This window comes from Rhodococcus sp. NCIMB 12038, assembly GCF_002165735.1.
Taxonomy (GTDB): Bacteria; Actinomycetota; Actinomycetes; order Mycobacteriales; family Mycobacteriaceae; genus Rhodococcus_F.
This window is the reverse complement of sequence record NZ_NHML01000021.1, coordinates 64,161-79,767: the sequence shown is the minus strand read 5'-3', so window position 1 is coordinate 79,767 and position 15,607 is coordinate 64,161. Positions and strand designations below refer to the sequence as shown.

At 68.4% G+C, this 15,607-nt stretch carries 13 protein-coding genes; 8 read left to right on the top strand and 5 right to left on the bottom strand.

The window, feature by feature from the left end; all coding sequences use genetic code 11:
* Positions 1-51 precede the first annotated feature (51 nt).
* A complete protein-coding gene (locus CA951_RS28540; RefSeq protein WP_087560041.1) occupies positions 52-1,524 on the top strand; it encodes an FAD-dependent oxidoreductase in 1,473 nt (490 codons plus the stop codon).
* Positions 1,525-1,547: 23 nt separating this feature from the next.
* Here CA951_RS28540 and CA951_RS28535 read toward each other — a convergent pair whose 3' ends face one another.
* Positions 1,548-2,750 carry a GAF domain-containing protein gene (locus CA951_RS28535; RefSeq protein ID WP_087560040.1) on the bottom strand — a complete coding sequence of 401 codons (1,203 nt, stop codon included), beginning with the start codon at positions 2,748-2,750 and terminating at the stop codon, positions 1,548-1,550.
* A gap of 291 nt (positions 2,751-3,041) precedes the next feature.
* On the opposite strand from CA951_RS28535, the gene CA951_RS28525 reads away from it, so the two are divergent.
* Together CA951_RS28525 and pth are read left to right on the top strand one after the other, a co-directional pair.
* Complete coding sequence (locus tag CA951_RS28525) at positions 3,042-3,668, top strand: 50S ribosomal protein L25/general stress protein Ctc (protein WP_087560039.1); 627 nt, start codon at positions 3,042-3,044, stop codon at positions 3,666-3,668.
* Between the two features lie 108 nt (positions 3,669-3,776).
* Positions 3,777-4,349 (top strand): aminoacyl-tRNA hydrolase, encoded by a 573-nt coding sequence (gene pth / locus CA951_RS28520; RefSeq protein WP_087560038.1) that lies wholly within the window; start codon positions 3,777-3,779, stop codon positions 4,347-4,349.
* 66 nt (positions 4,350-4,415) lie between these two features.
* Here pth and CA951_RS28515 read toward each other — a convergent pair whose 3' ends face one another.
* Positions 4,416-6,047 (bottom strand): fatty acyl-AMP ligase, encoded by a 1,632-nt coding sequence (locus tag CA951_RS28515; RefSeq protein WP_087560037.1) that lies wholly within the window; start codon positions 6,045-6,047, stop codon positions 4,416-4,418.
* Positions 6,048-6,271: 224 nt separating this feature from the next.
* Between CA951_RS28515 and CA951_RS28510 the strand changes: the two genes are divergently transcribed.
* Positions 6,272-8,005, top strand: a complete 1,734-nt coding sequence (locus CA951_RS28510) for a peptide chain release factor 3 (RefSeq protein ID WP_087560036.1) — start codon at positions 6,272-6,274, stop codon at positions 8,003-8,005.
* Between the two features lie 54 nt (positions 8,006-8,059).
* Here CA951_RS28510 and CA951_RS28505 read toward each other — a convergent pair whose 3' ends face one another.
* Positions 8,060-8,965, bottom strand: a complete 906-nt coding sequence (locus CA951_RS28505) for a 5-dehydro-4-deoxyglucarate dehydratase (protein ID WP_087560035.1) — start codon at positions 8,963-8,965, stop codon at positions 8,060-8,062.
* A 57-nt stretch (positions 8,966-9,022) separates the two neighbouring features.
* The gene (locus CA951_RS28500) at positions 9,023-10,102 is read right to left on the bottom strand and encodes an ABC transporter ATP-binding protein (protein WP_087560034.1); all 1,080 of its coding nucleotides are present in this window, start codon (positions 10,100-10,102) and stop codon (positions 9,023-9,025) included.
* A 185-nt stretch (positions 10,103-10,287) separates the two neighbouring features.
* Between CA951_RS28500 and CA951_RS28495 the strand changes: the two genes are divergently transcribed.
* Entirely contained in the window at positions 10,288-11,112 is an 825-nt protein-coding gene (locus CA951_RS28495) for an NAD(P)-dependent oxidoreductase (protein ID WP_087560033.1), read from the top strand.
* A 40-nt stretch (positions 11,113-11,152) separates the two neighbouring features.
* Here CA951_RS28495 and CA951_RS28490 read toward each other — a convergent pair whose 3' ends face one another.
* Positions 11,153-12,334, bottom strand: coding sequence for a hypothetical protein (locus tag CA951_RS28490; RefSeq protein ID WP_087560032.1), 1,182 nt, complete (start codon positions 12,332-12,334; stop codon positions 11,153-11,155).
* A 56-nt stretch (positions 12,335-12,390) separates the two neighbouring features.
* On the opposite strand from CA951_RS28490, the gene CA951_RS28485 reads away from it, so the two are divergent.
* From CA951_RS28485 to CA951_RS28475, 3 genes are all read left to right on the top strand, one after another.
* Positions 12,391-13,473: a hypothetical protein gene (locus tag CA951_RS28485; RefSeq protein WP_087560031.1), complete on the top strand. Its 1,083-nt coding sequence runs from the start codon at positions 12,391-12,393 to the stop codon at positions 13,471-13,473.
* 261 nt (positions 13,474-13,734) lie between these two features.
* Positions 13,735-14,697 carry a carbohydrate ABC transporter permease gene (locus CA951_RS28480; RefSeq protein WP_087560030.1) on the top strand — a complete coding sequence of 321 codons (963 nt, stop codon included), beginning with the start codon at positions 13,735-13,737 and terminating at the stop codon, positions 14,695-14,697.
* Positions 14,698-14,702: 5 nt separating this feature from the next.
* Positions 14,703-15,584: a carbohydrate ABC transporter permease gene (locus CA951_RS28475; protein ID WP_087560029.1), complete on the top strand. Its 882-nt coding sequence runs from the start codon at positions 14,703-14,705 to the stop codon at positions 15,582-15,584.
* Positions 15,585-15,607 lie beyond the last annotated feature (23 nt).

The window sequence follows — 15,607 nt, the reverse complement described above, 5'->3', positions numbered from 1 at the left end:
AGGGTAACCCACGTCACATTCCCCCGTGACCGCCCGAGAGGACCTCCACCCATGGTCGACGCCACACCGATCCGCCCCCGGTCCGCAGCAACGGTCACCGAGTGGGACTACGAGGCCGACGTCGTGGTCGCGGGTTACGGCATCGCCGGGGTGTCCGCCGCCATCGAGGCGGCACGAGCCGGCGCCGACGTCCTGGTCCTCGAGCGCACCAGCGGATGGGGCGGTGCCGCCGCACTCGCCGGCGGCTTCATCTACCTCGGCGGCGGGACGCCGCTGCAGAAGGCGTGCGGGTTCGACGACTCCGTCGAGAACATGAAGACGTTCATGATGGCGGCGCTCGGCCCGGGCGCCGACGAGGAGAAGATCACCGACTACTGCGAGGGCAGCGTCGCGCACTACAACTGGCTCGTCGACTGCGGGGTCCCGTTCAAGGAGAGCTTCTGGGGCGAACCCGGCTGGGAGCCGCCGTTCGACGACGGGCTCATGTACTCCGGTGGCGAGAACGCGGCGCCGTTCAACGAGATCGCCACCCCCGCACCGCGCGGGCACGTTCCGCAGATGGACGGCAAGCGGACCGGCGAGAAGGGCGGCGGCTACATGCTGATGAAGCCGCTCGTCGAGACCGCCGAAAAGCTCGGGGTCCGAGCCGAATACGACATGCGCGTCCAGACGCTCGTCACCGACGACACCGGACGCGTCGTCGGGATCGTCGCCAAACAGTACGGCAAGGAGGTGGCCGTGCGGGCGCGTCGCGGCGTCGTCCTCGCGACCGGCAGCTTCGCGTACAACGACAAGATGATCGAGGCCCACGCGCCGCGGCTCATCGGCCGCCCCGGCGCCGCCATCGAGGAGCATGACGGGCGCTCGATCCTCATGGCGCAGGCCCTCGGCGCCGATCTCGCCCACATGGACGCCACCGAGGTCGCGTTCCTCTGCGACCCCCAGTTGGTCGTCCGCGGCATCCTCGTCAACGGCCGGGGGCAGCGCTACGTTCCGGAGGACACCTACTCCGGTCGGATCGGCCAGATGACCCTGTTCCACCAGGACAACCAGGCGTTCCTCGTCATCGACGAGGCGTCGTACGAGGAGGGCACGGCCGCGACCACGGCAACGCCGTTCCTGCGCGCCCAGCCGAAGTGGGCCGCGGAGACCGTCGAGGAACTCGAATCCGACATGGGCCTGCCCGCAGGCGCACTCCAGTCGACGGTCGAGGTGTACAACAAGCACGCCGTCGAAGGGTCGGACCCGTTGCTGCACAAGAAGTCCGAGTGGGTGAAGCCGATCGGCTCCCCCGTCGCCGCCCTCGACCTGCGCGGGTTCACGCTCGGCTTCACCCTCGGCGGCCTGCGGACCACCGTGAACTCCGAGGTCCTGCACGTCTCCGGTGAACCCATCCCCGGCCTCTTCGCGGCGGGACGGTGCACGTCCGGGGTGTGCGCCGGCGGCTACGCGAGCGGCACGTCCCTCGGCGACGGCAGCTTCTACGGTCGCCGCGCCGGCATCAGTGCGGCGAAGCAGGCCTGACCGGACCCACCCCCGGACCGAACCTACCCGACGCGCCGGACCGTCACACCGGCCGCGAACCGGTACGGCTGAGTGCTCAGGACCGCGCCGAGATTCTTGCGCAGACGCGAGACCTCGGCGCGGACCGCCACCACGTGGTCGCGGTCGCCGAACAACGCTTCACTGAGCGAGGCGGCGTCGACGCCCGCCGTTCCGGCCGCCGACAGCACCCGCAGGATCTGGGCGTGCCGCGGCGAGAGCGCCCGCGTCCAGTTGACGTCGCCGCGGACCGTCACCTGCGGCGCATCGCCGAGGTCGAGTTCCAGTTCGATGGCCGCGCCGTCGACGCGGCGGCGCACCAGCCAGCCGTCGCCGAGCGGTTCGGGCACACACAACCCGAGGCCCGGGACGAGTAGCGGTTTGTCGAGGCTCGGCGGCGCGACGCGCTCCGGCGCCGCGATGCCACTCGCCTCCGCGACCCACCCGTGCTTGTCGACGACCAGCGCCGGACCTCCCGCCGACGCGAGCAGCGGTGCCGCCCGGCCGCGCAGCCTGTCCAGTTGCGCCGTGTGCTCACGCCACAACGTCGCCTCGGCCAGTCGCACCGCGGTGCGGACCAGCGCGACGGTGGTCGGGTGGACGGACATCGCCGACCCGCTGATGTCGACCACGCCGAGGATCTCGCCGGTGCGCGGGTCGTGCACCGGCGACCCGGTGCAGGACCAGCCGTGGTGCGTGGGCGCGTAGTGTTCGGCCGAGAACAGTTGCACCGCAGCATCTTCGATCAGGGCCGTGCCGATCGCGTTGGTGCCCACGGCCTGTTCGGCCCAGCGCGCACCCTCCGTGAACCCGAGCGCGTCGGCCGCTTTCCGAACCCCGCGAGAACCCTCCCGCCACAACAGGACACCGTCGGCGTCGGCGATGACGACGATAAAATTCGCGTCCTCCGCGACCTGCGTCAGCGTGCTGCGCAACTCCGGGAGCACGGTGCGCAGCGCCGTCCGGGTGCGCCGCGCCTCGATCTCGGAGAAATCGGCGGGCTCGACGTCCGCGCAGTGGTCCGGGCTCATACCGCCCGCCTGCAGACGGGACCACGACCGAGCCACCACGTCCCGCGGAAGCGCGGGTGGCCGCTGCCCGGAGAGCACGGCGTCGTGCACCTGGCTGAGCAGCCGCGCATGCCGCGGCAGATCCACACCGGTCGCCACTGCGGTCAGCCGGTCGGCGGTCGGACGTTCAGTGCTCACAACGCCGAGGCTACCCGCAGCGTTGTGAGCCACACCACTGCCCGCCGCCGGACCGTGGTGGCCGCGCCACCCGCCGGAGGACACCCGATTAGCAGGTCAGCGGCCCATCCGGTAGAGTTCTATAAGTTGTCTCGGCGAGGGTGAACCAGAAAGTTCCAATTGGCTGGCTCACCGTGATCGACGCGGCTACGGCTCTGCTCGAGCGTTTCGCTCCTGGCCGTCGCGCGTTCGTCCCTCGCCGACTCGAACCGCCCGCCAGTTACCACCGTGAGTTGTAGGAGCCGTTTCACCATGTCTGACGAAAATCGCCTCGTAGCCGCCGTGCGCACCGAGTTCGGCAAGGGCGCCGCCCGCCGCGCACGCCGCGACGGCCAGGTCCCCGCAGTCCTGTACGGCCACGGTGAGGATCCCCGCCACCTGAACGTGCCCTCCCGCGACTTCGCCGCCATCCTGCGCGCGCACGGCACCAACGCCATCCTGACCCTCGACATCGAGGGCAAGGAGCAGGTCGCGCTCACCAAGTCGGTCGTGGTTCACCCGATCCGCAACTACATCGAGCACGCCGACCTCCTCGTCATCAAGAAGGGCGAGAAGGTCACCGTCGACGTCCCCGTCGTCGTCACCGGTGAAGCCGCTTCCGGCACCCTCGTCGCGCAGGACGCCGCCACCATCTCCCTCGAAGCGGACGCGCTGCACATCCCCGAGCAGATCGAGGTTTCGGTCGAGGGCCTCGAGGTCGGCACCCAGATCCTGGCCAACCAGCTCGAGCTGCCCAAGGGTTCGACCCTGCAGGCCGACGAGGAACTGCTCATCGTGAACGTCGTCGCAGCCCCGACCGCTGCCGACCTCGAAGAGGAGACCGGCGAAGCCGCGGCCGAGACCGCCGAGGCTCCGGCCGAAGAGGGCGCCGAGAGCTGATCCTCTCGCAACCGCACTGATGTCGGCGGCGCGTCGTCCCGGATTGTCCCGGGGTGACGCGCCGCTGTCGTCTGACACGACCCCCTCACGCACGGAAGGACCCTGTCGGTGAGTGAAGACACCGCCCTGGTGGTGGGTCTGGGCAACCCCGGACCGCAGTACGAGAAGACCCGGCACAACGTCGGCTTCATGGTGGCCGGCGTGCTGTCCGCGCGCATGGGTGGCAAGTTCAGCGCGCACAAGAAGAGCGGCGCCGAGATCGTCCAGGGACGGCTCGAGGGCCGGCCGACGATCCTCGCCAAACCGCGGTCGTTCATGAACCTGTCCGGTTCCGCCGTCGCCGGGCTGGCCCGCTTCTTCTCCGTCGACCCGGGCAACATCGTCGTCATCCACGACGAACTCGACCTCGACTTCGGGACCATCCGCCTCAAGCAGGGCGGCGGCGAGGGCGGGCACAACGGACTGCGGTCCATCTCGCAGTCACTCGGCACCAAGGACTATCTGCGCACCCGCGTCGGGATCGGCCGTCCCCCCGGCCGCATGGATCCGGCGTCGTACGTGCTGAAGCCGTTCTCGTCGGTGGAACGCAAGGAACTCGACCTCGTCTGCGAGGAATCCGCCGACGCCGTCGAACTGGTCCTGCGCGTGGGGCTCGAGGCCGCGCAGAACCGCCTGCATTAGGCGCTTCGCGCCCGTGCGCCTTTCTGGTCGTCCCAGCTACCAAAAAGGCGCACGAGCCCGAAGGGCCTACCCCACCAGATTCGCGGACGTGGCGCGGCGGAGTTTGCCCGACGAAGTCTTGGGGATGCTGCCGGGGCCGAGGACGGCGACGGTGCGGGGTCGCACACCGACCTCGGAGAACACGGCGTGCACGACCTCGTGCTCGATGCGCTTGACCGTTTCGGGGTCCTGGTAGTCGTTGGTCTCGACCGCGACGGCGAAGCTTTCCCGCTTCTGCCCGGCGTCGAGGCGCACGGCCACCGCATTGCCGGGCCGCACTCCGGCGACGGTGCCCGCGGCCCGTTCGATGTCGGTGGGGTAGATGTTGCGGCCGCCCATGATGATGACGTCCTTGACGCGACCGCACACGACGACGAGGCCCTCTTCGGTGAAGTAGCCGACGTCGCCGGTGTTCAGCCAGCCGTCCGCGTCCTGCGCGGGCTTGTGCCCGTCGAGGGTGATGTATCCGGGGGTGACCGCCTTGCCGCGGACCTCGATGATGCCGACGCCGCGGGTCGGGAGCAGTTCCCCCTCGTTGTCGACGACGCGTCCCTCGAGGTTCGGCACCATCTTCCCGAGGGTGGCGAGGGCGCGCGCGTTCGGCTTGTGCGACGGGACGGCACGCTGCATCGCCTCGAGCAGGTCCGGGTCGACGCGGTCGAGGACCTGCCCCTGGTCCGGATCGGGGATGGAGACGGCGAGGGTGGTCTCCGCCATTCCGTAGACGGGGGCGAGTGCGGACGGGTTCAGCCCGAACCGGGCGCCTGCCTCGGCGAGCGCGTTCATGGTGTCGGGGTCCACGGGTTCGGCACCGTTCCACATGTACCGGACGGTGCTGAGGTCGACGGCGCCGTCCTCCGCCTGCTTGAGGCGGCGGGCCAGCAGGGAGTACGCGAAGTTGGGGGCGGCCGTGACGGTGCCCTTGTACTTGCCCATCAGTTCCGCCCACAGCAGCGGCGTGCGGAGGAAGTCCATCGGCGTGATGCTCACGACCTCTGCGCCGACCTGCATGGGCACGCTGAGGAATCCGACCATCCCCATGTCGTGGAACAGCGGCAGCCAGCTGATCATCACGTCGTCCTCGATGGAGAACTTGATGCGGTCGATCATGGCGTAGGCGTTGGTGTAGAAGTTCTCGTGCGTGATCTGCACGGCTTTGGGCGAACCGGTGGACCCCGACGTGAGCTGCTGCAGGGCGATGTCGCTCTCGAACGTCTCGACCGGGTCGATGGGCGTGCCCTCGTTCAGCTCGGCCACCGTCACGACGGTGATGCCGCGTTCCTCGAGCAGCGGCTTGGCGGCGTCGAACGGCGCACCGAGGATGACGGCCTTGGCCTCGATCATGGTGATGACGGTTTCGGTGTCCTTGGCCCACACGGCCAGGTCGGTCCGCGGGGTCGGCTGGTGCAGCATGGTGACGGACGCGCCGCGCATCCAGGCGCCCTGGCAGGAGGGTGCGATGTCGACGGGCTGACCGGCGAGGATGCCGATGGCGTCGCCGTGGCCGATGCCGGCGTCGGCCAGCGCGCCCGCCATGCGGCGCGCCGCCTTGTGGATCTCGCCCCACGGCTGTCGCAGTGGCGCGTCGGGCTCACCCGTGTTGAGACCACGGGTGCTACTCGCCGCGGTCGCGTACATCTCGTCGGTGAACTTGCTCACTGTCTTCCTCCTGCACATACGGGTGTCCGAAAGCAGAAACGGTGAACTCCGGAGCGCCCCGACGACTCACTGATTAATACGTGACCGGCCGTCGATCGTTACTCGTCCCTGGCTGTGCGCCCGTCGATGTGACTGTGCTGCGAGTTCGTCTTCGGCACCCGAGTAACCTGGTATGCGGCCACACGGCCTTCCCGCACGCATCCCGTCCCCCGAGAGGTTCTTCGTTGACTACCCCGTCCGACTCGGCCGACACCATTCCAGCCGAGGCGGCGCCTGCCGCCGCGTCCGGCTCATCGGTGGAGAAATCCGAGGCATCCGCCTCATCGGAGGGGAAATCCGAGAAGGGTGTCCGGGCCGAGGCGTCGCGTCGCCGCACGTTCGCCGTGATCTCACATCCCGACGCCGGTAAGTCGACGCTGACGGAGGCGCTCGCGCTGCACGCGAAGGTCATTTCCGAGGCGGGCGCCGTCCACGGCAAGGCGGGCCGCAAGTCGACGGTGTCCGACTGGATGGAGATGGAGAAGGCCCGCGGCATCTCGGTCAGCTCCACCGCCCTGCAGTTCAACTACCGCTCCACCGAGGCGTCGGCGGACGAGCCCGTCGACAACGTGATCAACCTGGTGGACACGCCCGGCCACTCCGACTTCTCCGAGGACACGTACCGCGTCCTGACCGCGGTCGACGCCGCCGTCATGCTGATCGACGCCGCGAAGGGTCTCGAACCGCAGACGCTGAAGCTGTTCCAGGTGTGCCGTCACCGCGGAATCCCGGTGATCACCGTCATCAACAAGTGGGACCGGCCGGGCCAGACGCCGCTGGAGCTTCTCGACGAGATCCAGGAACGCATCGGGCTCACCCCCACTCCCCTGTACTGGCCCGTCGGGATCGCCGGCGATTTCCGGGGCCTGCTCCGGCGCGGCGAGGACGGTGCCCCGCGGGAGTACATCCGGTTCACGCGCACCGCCGGTGGCGCGAAGATCGCCCCCGAAGAGGTCATGGACGCCGACGCCGCCCTCGCGAAGGAGGGCTCCGAGTGGGAGACCGCCGCGGAGGAGAGCGAACTGCTGTCGGCCACCGGTCAGGACCACGACCAGGAGCTGTTTCTCGGCGGTCAGACGTCGCCCGTGATCTTCGCGTCGGCGATGCTCAACTTCGGTGTCCGCCAGATCCTCGACACGCTCGTCGAGCTGGCGCCGCCGCCGCGCGCCCGCGACGACGTCGACGGCACCCCCCGCGACGTCGCCGACCCGTTCAGCGCGGTCGTCTTCAAGGTCCAGGCAGGCATGGACACCGCGCACCGCGACCGGCTGGCGTTCATGCGCATCGTGTCGGGCGTCTTCGAGCGCGGCATGGTGGTCACCCACGCCCAGACCGGTAAGCCGTTCACGACGAAGTACGCGCAGACCGTGTTCGGCCGTGAGCGTTCGACCGTCGAATCGGCGTACCCCGGCGACGTGGTGGGACTCGTCAACGCCACCGCACTCGCCCCCGGCCACACTCTGTTCTTCGAGAAGAAGGTGGAGTTCCCGCCGATCCCCTCGTTCGCGCCGGAGCACTTCTCCATCCTGCGGGCGGAGAGCGCAGGCAAGTACAAGCAGTTCCGGCGGGCCGTCGATCAGCTCGATTCCGAGGGTGTCGTGCAGATCCTCCGCAACGACCTGCGCGGCGACGCCTCGCCCGTCATGGCGGCCGTCGGCCCCATGCAGTTCGAGGTGGTCGCGGCGCGGATGAAGGCCGAGTTCAACGTCGAGGCCCGGATGGAACCGCTGGGCTACGCGTTGGCGCGGCGCACCGACGCCGAATCGGCCGACGAGCTGAACCGGCAGCGCGGTGTCGAGGTGTTCACCCGCTCGGACGGGGTGATGCTGGCCCTCGTCAGCGACAAGTGGCGGTTGCAGTACATCCAGAAGGAACTGCCCGACCTCACGCTCGAACCCCTCGTCGCCGCCGCCGACTAGTGCACACGCTCTTCGATCATCGGCGGGTCCCGCGACTCGCCGATGATCGAAGATCTACTGCGCCAGCACCTTCCGCCCCGCTGCCAGAATCTGCTCCAATGCGTACCGGTGCTCGGCACTGGCGTCGACGAGCGGAGCCCGCACCGAACCGGCGTCGAGACCGGTGAACGTCACGCCCGCCTTCACCAGCGCGACCGCGTATCCGGGGGTGGGGTCGCGGAGCCGGACCAGCGGATGGAAGAACTCGCGGTTGAGCGAGTCGACCAGTTCGGTGTCGTCCTCCTCGAGCGCCCGGTAGTAGGCGAGCGACACATCCGGGGCGAACGCGAACGTAGCCGACGAGTACAGGGTGACGCCGATGCTCCGGTAGGCCTGCTGCGAGACCTCGGCCGTCGGGAGGCCGTTGAAGAACTGAAACTCTTTGTCGCCGAGAGAATCCCGCAGCGTGCGCACGATGCGCGACGTCAGGTCGAGGTCGCCGACGCCGTCCTTGAACCCGACGACCTTCGGCAGTCGCGCGACCGCGAGAGCGCTCTGCTCGGTGAACTGGCCGTTCGCGCGGTGGTACACGATGACAGGGAGGTCACTCGACTCCGACACCTGCCTCACGTACTCCACGAGGCCGTCGGCAGGCGCTCCGACGAGGTAGGGCGGCAGGAGCAGGATGCCGTCGGCTCCCGCGTCCGCGGCGGCGGCCACGAACTCTTTCGCGACGGGCAGCGCCCCTCCGGCGCCGGCGAAGACGGGAACCCGGCCGCCGGTGGCCGCGACCACCGTTTCCACGACGGTCCGGAACTCGGCCGCGGACAGCGCGTGGAATTCGCCGGTACCGCACGCGGCGAACACTCCACCCGGTCCGGCCGCGACGCCGGATTCGATGTGCCGTGTCAGCGCGGGCAGATCGACGTCGCCGTTGTCGTCGAACGGGGTGACAGGAAAGAAGAGAACTCCGTCGAGCATGGTCTTGCTCCTTGATCGATGTGGTCGGGTGTCCGTCGGGAGAGGGCGGGGTCGCCGCTAGTCGACGAGTCGTTCACCGGTGACGGTGGAGAACAGGTGGGTGCGCTCGGCCGCGTACGACAGCGTGATCACCTCGCCGCGCTTCGGTGGGATGCGGCCGTCGGCGCGAACGACGATGGGCTGTCTGCGCCCGTGAATGTCCGCCTGGCCGTACACGTATGCGTCGGCGCCGAGTTCCTCGACGACGTCGATGGTGACGTCGAGCCCGCTGCCCGTGGTGATCGCGAGATCCTCCGGACGCACACCGAGCGTGACCGAGTGTTCCCCGATCCCGGCAATCGCGGCACGCGGAGCGGGGACCACGGAGCCGCCGAAGCTGACACCGCCGTCGACGAGGGGAAGTTCGAGCAGGTTCATCGCGGGCGAGCCGATGAACCCGGCGACGAACACGTTGTTCGGGTGCTCGTACATGCGGCGCGGAGTGTCGCACTGCTGGAGCACCCCGTCCTTGAGGACGGCGACGCGGTCACCCATCGTCATGGCCTCGACCTGATCGTGCGTCACGTAGACGGTGGTGGTGGCGAGCCTGCGCTGCAGCGCCGAGATCTGCGCACGGGTCTGCACGCGGAGCTTGGCGTCGAGGTTGGACAGCGGCTCGTCCATCAGGAACACCTGCGGTTTGCGAACGATGGCGCGCCCCATGGCCACCCGCTGCCGTTGACCCCCGGAGAGGGCCTTGGGCTTGCGGTCGAGGAACTTGGTGAGGTCGAGGATCCTGGCGGCGTCCTGGACACGCCGCTTGATCTCCGCCTTGTCCTCGCCGGCGATCCGGAGGCCGAAGCCCATGTTCTCCCCCACCGTCATGTGGGGGTAGAGAGCGTAGTTCTGGAAGACCATGGCGATGTCACGGTCCTTCGGCTGGAACTCGGTGACGTCGTTGCCGCCGATGGCGATCGTGCCCTTGTCCACGTCCTCGAGTCCGGCGAGCATGCGCAGGGACGTCGACTTCCCGCAGCCGGAGGGTCCGACGAGGACGAGGAATTCGCCGTCCTCGATGTGGAGGTCCAGGTGGTCGACCGCGGCCTTGTCGCCGCCGGGGAACAATTTTGTGACGCCGTGGAATGCGACTGTTGCCATGATGGTGGAGGTCCCTTCACCGGCAGGAACGTGCCGGACGATCCGAGTGGGAGTGTGAAGTAGACGGCCTAACCCCATATGTTGTTCACATACGTGAATATCAGCCAAGGTAGTGACTTCGTTTCGAAGTATGTACTACCGTGATGTGCATTACAAGCGTTACTCCCAGAGAGGTACGAGAAGACATGACCGACACCGCCTCGCGTCTGCTGATCACCGGCGCCGCAGGAAACATGGGCAAGATGCTGCGGCCACTGCTCCGCAAGCCCGGCCGCACCCTCCGCCTGTTCGACATTGCCGACATCACCGACATCGACCTCGGACACGAGGAGTACGTACCGGGTTCGGTCACCGATCGCGCCGCCGTGGCCGCCGCGGTCGACGGCGTCGACGCCGTGCTCCACCTGGGCGGACTCAGCACCGAGGACTCGTGGGAGAACATTCTGTCCGTCAACGTCGACGGCACCCAGGCGGTGTTCGAGGCCGCCGTCGCGCACGGCGTGACGCGCGTGATCGCAGCGTCGAGCAACCACGCAGTGGGCTTCTGGACGCACGCGGAGGCCGGTGGTAACCCGCTGCCCGGCGACGTTCCGCCGCGCCCGGACGGGTTCTACGGCTGGAGCAAGGCAGCGGTCGAGGCACTGGGCCGGCTGTACCACGACCGTTTCGGCATCGACGTCGTCAACCTGCGCATCGGCTCGAGCTTCGACCGCCCGCCCAACTACCGCGGGCTCGCGTCCTGGATGTCGCCGGCCGACACCGCTCGCCTGATCGAAGCGGCACTGTCCGACTCCGCCAAGGGATTTCACACCGTGTGGGGTATCTCGCGGAACACCCGCAGCTGGTGGTCCGCAGCGGAAGGCGCCGCCATCGGCTACGAGCCCCAGGACGACGCGGAGGTGTTCGCGGACGAGTTCCTCGCCGACCACGAGTGGACCTTCGACGACCCGATCCTTCAGCGGGTCGGCGGGGCGTTCTGCGACCACCCGCTCGGACAGCGGATGCGGTGACGTCCCGAGGTGGGCGCCGCGGGCGCCCACCTCGAATGCGTCAGACCGAGAAGTCGCGGATGATGCGGCCCAGCGCGTCGAGCTGCACCGCGTTGACCAACCCGAGGTGATACAGGTGCAGCTCGTTGGCTCCGGCCGCGACCGTGGCCGCGACGTGGCCGCTGACGTCGTCGAGGTTCTTCGGCGGCAGCACCGACACGTAGGCCCCGACGTCGACGGCGTCGCCGACGATCGCCCGCGTTTCCTTCGTGACGGCGACGGTCTCCGCGGTTCCCGGCCACGCCGAGACGAGCACGGCGTCGACGTCTTCCGCAGCGGCAGACGTCAGCGCAGGCGAAGGCCCTGTCTTCCAGGGGTTCGGATGGCCGTGCAGCGTGACGCGGGCCGACGGAATCTCGGCCCGCACGGCGCCGAGCACCGCACCCCGGAGGGCGTCGGCCTCCGCATGGCGCACGGACAGCACGGCCTCGCCCTCCGCTACGTCGAGGACGTCGGTGATCACGGCATCCGGAGCGAGCGTGCCCCTGGTCAGCGCATCCACACCGGCACGCAGCTTGGCCGCCAGCTTGTCCGGATCGACGCCCCGATCCGCCCACAGTGCCCGTTCCCGTTCGGTGCAGCTGATCGACATCAGCGTGTCACCGATGCCCGGATAGGCACCATCGGTCTTCTCGTGCGGGCCGACGTGCGCGATACCCAGTTGTCCGCACGCTTCGATCGACACACCGTGCAGGGCGACGCCGCGCACCGCCTCTGCCGCGAGGGTGCGGGCGTAGCGGACGATGTCCGGGTGCCCGGGCGCGAGCGCGTAAGGGTAGCGGTCCCCGAAGCAGTTGACGACGGTGGCGTCCGGATGCGCATGCCCCAGAACCGTGCTGTGGGACAGCACGATCCACGCGTTCACCTCGATGCCGGCGTCGATCAGGATTCGAGCCGCATCCGCGAACGCATCCTCTGATCCGGCCCAGGTCGCCGCCCTGGCCGTGACGGTGTGGCCGTCCCACGCGGCGGACCGGATGGGGCGGTACAGCGCGGCGTGATGGGCATCGACCACCTTGTGCGCCGGATGCAGCGGCGTCGCGGCGCGGGTCGAGTGATAGCTGGCGGCGAGCGAGATCTCGCCGACCCCGAGGGCGCGCGCACGGTCGACGAAGTGCGGATCGCCGAGCACGTCCCACGGATAGGCGTGCGCGACGATGCGATCGACGGTTCTTTCGGACATGTGAAACCCCTCGAAAATTTGGCAACAGAATTCGGTAGACAAGACGGAGTTCACACATGGGAACACACCCTTCACCCCACTGTCCACGATCGGCCCCCGGCGATCGGCGCCGCGACGCCGTTCGCGACGTCCTCGGAGTGACCGACGAACAGACGGCGCTCACCCCCGACGTGCGGTACGGCAGGTCGTGGACCCGAGACGGCGTCGCCGGTCGCGAACTCACCTGGACGGCCGATGACGGTCCGGACACCGCGGCCTGGCTCCTGCGCCCCGACCGGCCCGCCGAGTCCGCGGCGCGTCCCGCGATCCTGCTGATGCACGCCCACGACGGCGTCAAGTTCTACGGCAAGGAGAAGGTCGCCGACGGCCCCGACGGAGTCCCACCGGGCGTCGCCGAACTCCGGGCACGGGGGTACGACGGCCTGGCCGTCGCAACGGGGCTGGTGCAGGCGGGTTTCGTCGTACTCGTGCACGACGTCTTTCCCTGGGGCAGCAGGCGCGTGACCTGGCCGGAACTGCCGGACCGCGCCAGGTCGGCGGGGTTCACCGCATGCCCACCCGGGCCCGACACCCCCGGTGTTCGCCTGCGCCGATACGAGGCGGCTGCCCGCGAGCACGAGAACGGCCTCGCGAAGGCAGCAACCCTGACCGGCACCTCGCTCGCCGGCAAGGTCGTCGCCGAGGACCTGCGGGCGCTGAACGTTCTCCTCACCACCGACGGCGTGGATCCGAACAGAGTGGCCGTGGCGGGATTCTCGGGCGGCGGGGCTCGCGTCGCACACCTGCTGGCGTGTTCGACACGCCCGCGGGCAGGGGTGATCACCGCGATGATGAGCACTTTTGCCGATGTCGCGGACGGCAGGGCAGACGACACGACGTGGCTGATGATCACGCCGGGCCTGCCGGCGGTGTGCGACTGGCCGGAGGTCGCCGCATGCACTGCGCCGCGGCCGCTGCTGGTCCAGTTCGCACGGGACGATTCGCACTTCGGCCTGCAGGGGATGCAGGACTCCGAGAGCCTGCTGCGGCGCGCGTACGACGGGTCCGATGCGCTGACGTCGCGGTGGTCCGCAGGCGGGCACCGGTTTTCGGCCGAAATGCAGGCCGAGGCAGCCGAATGGCTCCTCCGCAACGTCTAGCCCATCACGCTTGACAGGACCTTGTGACTGCCGTCATAGTGAGTTCGACAATTCACATAGAGAACGTGAGTTCACATACATGAACGACACGGACACGCCGCCACCCGAGCCCGACACACCGGGCTCTCCGGAAGGCCGGAGGCCGTTCGTTCCCATCACCTTCCCCGCTGACGCGCCACCCCCGTGATCTCGCGACAGCAGCAGTAGCCACAATCCCCTGACCCGCCGGCACGACCGGCACCGAACCTCGGAGCGTGCACCATGGTCACCACCACCACCTCCCCCAGGCCAGGAGGGCGGACCGCGGCGGCGGCGCCTGCCTCTCCCGGTCGCATTCGCCGCAGACCGGCCTGGCGCAGGGCCGCAGCGCCCTACATCCTGATCGCGCCAGTCGTCATCCTGCTGGCCGTCTTCATCTTCTACCCGGTCGGCAGCGTCTTCTACTACAGCTTGCAGTACTACAACCCGACGACGCCGTGGGACAACGGTTTCGCCGGCCTCGACAACTTCCGGCTGATGTTCGCCGACTCCCTCTTCTGGACGAGCCTGGTCACCACCGCGAAATGGGTGGGATTTCAGGTCGTGTTCCAGCTGATCCTCGGCCTCGGACTGGCACTGCTGGTCAACGAGGTGTTCCGGGGCCGCGGCCTGGCACGCGCCCTGGTGTTCTCCCCCTGGGCGGTGTCCGGCGTCCTCACCACCGGCATCTGGCTGCTGATCTACAACCCGTCCACGGGCCTGTTCAAACTTCTCGGAAACATGGGCATCGGAGACGGCACTGCCGCGCCCATCGCCGATCCGGACACCGCATTCTGGGCGACCGGCGTCGCGGAACTGTGGCGCGGTGTGCCGTTCTTCGCGATCCTCATCCTGGCCGAACTGCAGAGCGCCCCCAAGGACCTGTACGAGGCGGCCAACGTGGACGGCGCCAACCGCTGGCAGCGGTTCCGCTTCGTCACCCTCCCGCACCTGAAGGCCGTCATCATCCTGTCGACGCTGCTGCGTGGTGTGTGGGAGTTCAACAACGTCGATTTGCTCTACACCCTCACGGCGGGCGGCCCCGCCGACGTCACCACGACGCTCCCGCTGTACGTCTCACAACTCGCGACCACCGCCCAGGACTTCGGATACGGCTCGGCACTCACCACGGTCGCATTCGTGATCCTGCTGTTCTGCTCGATCCTCTACTTGCGCCTGAGCAAGTTCAACAGTGAGAAGGTCTGACCGCCGTGACCACCACCACCGATCGCCCCACCGTTGTGCTGCCCGAGCCGGACACCGCCGGGAAGCTGCGGGTGCGCACGAAGAAGCCGCGCCTGTTCAGCGTCGGACTGCCGCTCGCCCTGTACCTGCTGTTCACACTCGTGCCGTTCTACTGGATGATCGTGTTCGCGTTCCGGCCCGCCGGATCGAACTCGATGCTCCCCTGGCCCCTCACGTTCGAGCACTTCGACACCGTGTGGAACACCCTCGGTTTCAGCTTCTTCTTCAAGAACAGCCTCATCGTTGCCGCATTGTCGCTCGTCCTGACCACCTTCGTCGCGCTGGCCACCGGATACGCGTTGGCCCGCTTCAAGTTCCGCGCCAAGATCCCGTTGGTGATGGCCCTGCTGTGCAGTCAGTTCGTGCCCGGCGCCATGCTGCTCATCCCGCTGTTCCAGGTGTTCCGCGAGATGAACCTCGTCAACAACCTGACGGGACTCATCGTCGCCGACACCGTTTTCCAGCTTCCGCTGGCCGCCATGCTCATGGCAGGTTTCATCGCGCAGATCCCGGTCGAACTGGAGGAAGCCGCGATGGTCGACGGCTGCTCACGCCTGCGCGCGTTCCGCATCATCATGCTGCCGCTGCTGCGGCCCGGCCTGATCGCCGTCGGATCGTTCGCCTTCATCGGCAGCTGGAACAACTTCCTGTTCGGCCTGATGTTCATCAGTAGCCAGGACAAATTCACGCTGCCGGTCGGCCTCAGCTACACCATCGGCTCCTACAACGTCGACTTCGGAGTTCTCGCCGCGGGCGGTCTCATCGCCGCGGTACCGGTCGTCGCCGTCTTCGCCGTCATCCAGAAGTACCTCGTCCAGGGCCTGAGCGCCGGCGCCGTCAAGGGCTGATCATGACTTTCGAAAAGAGGATC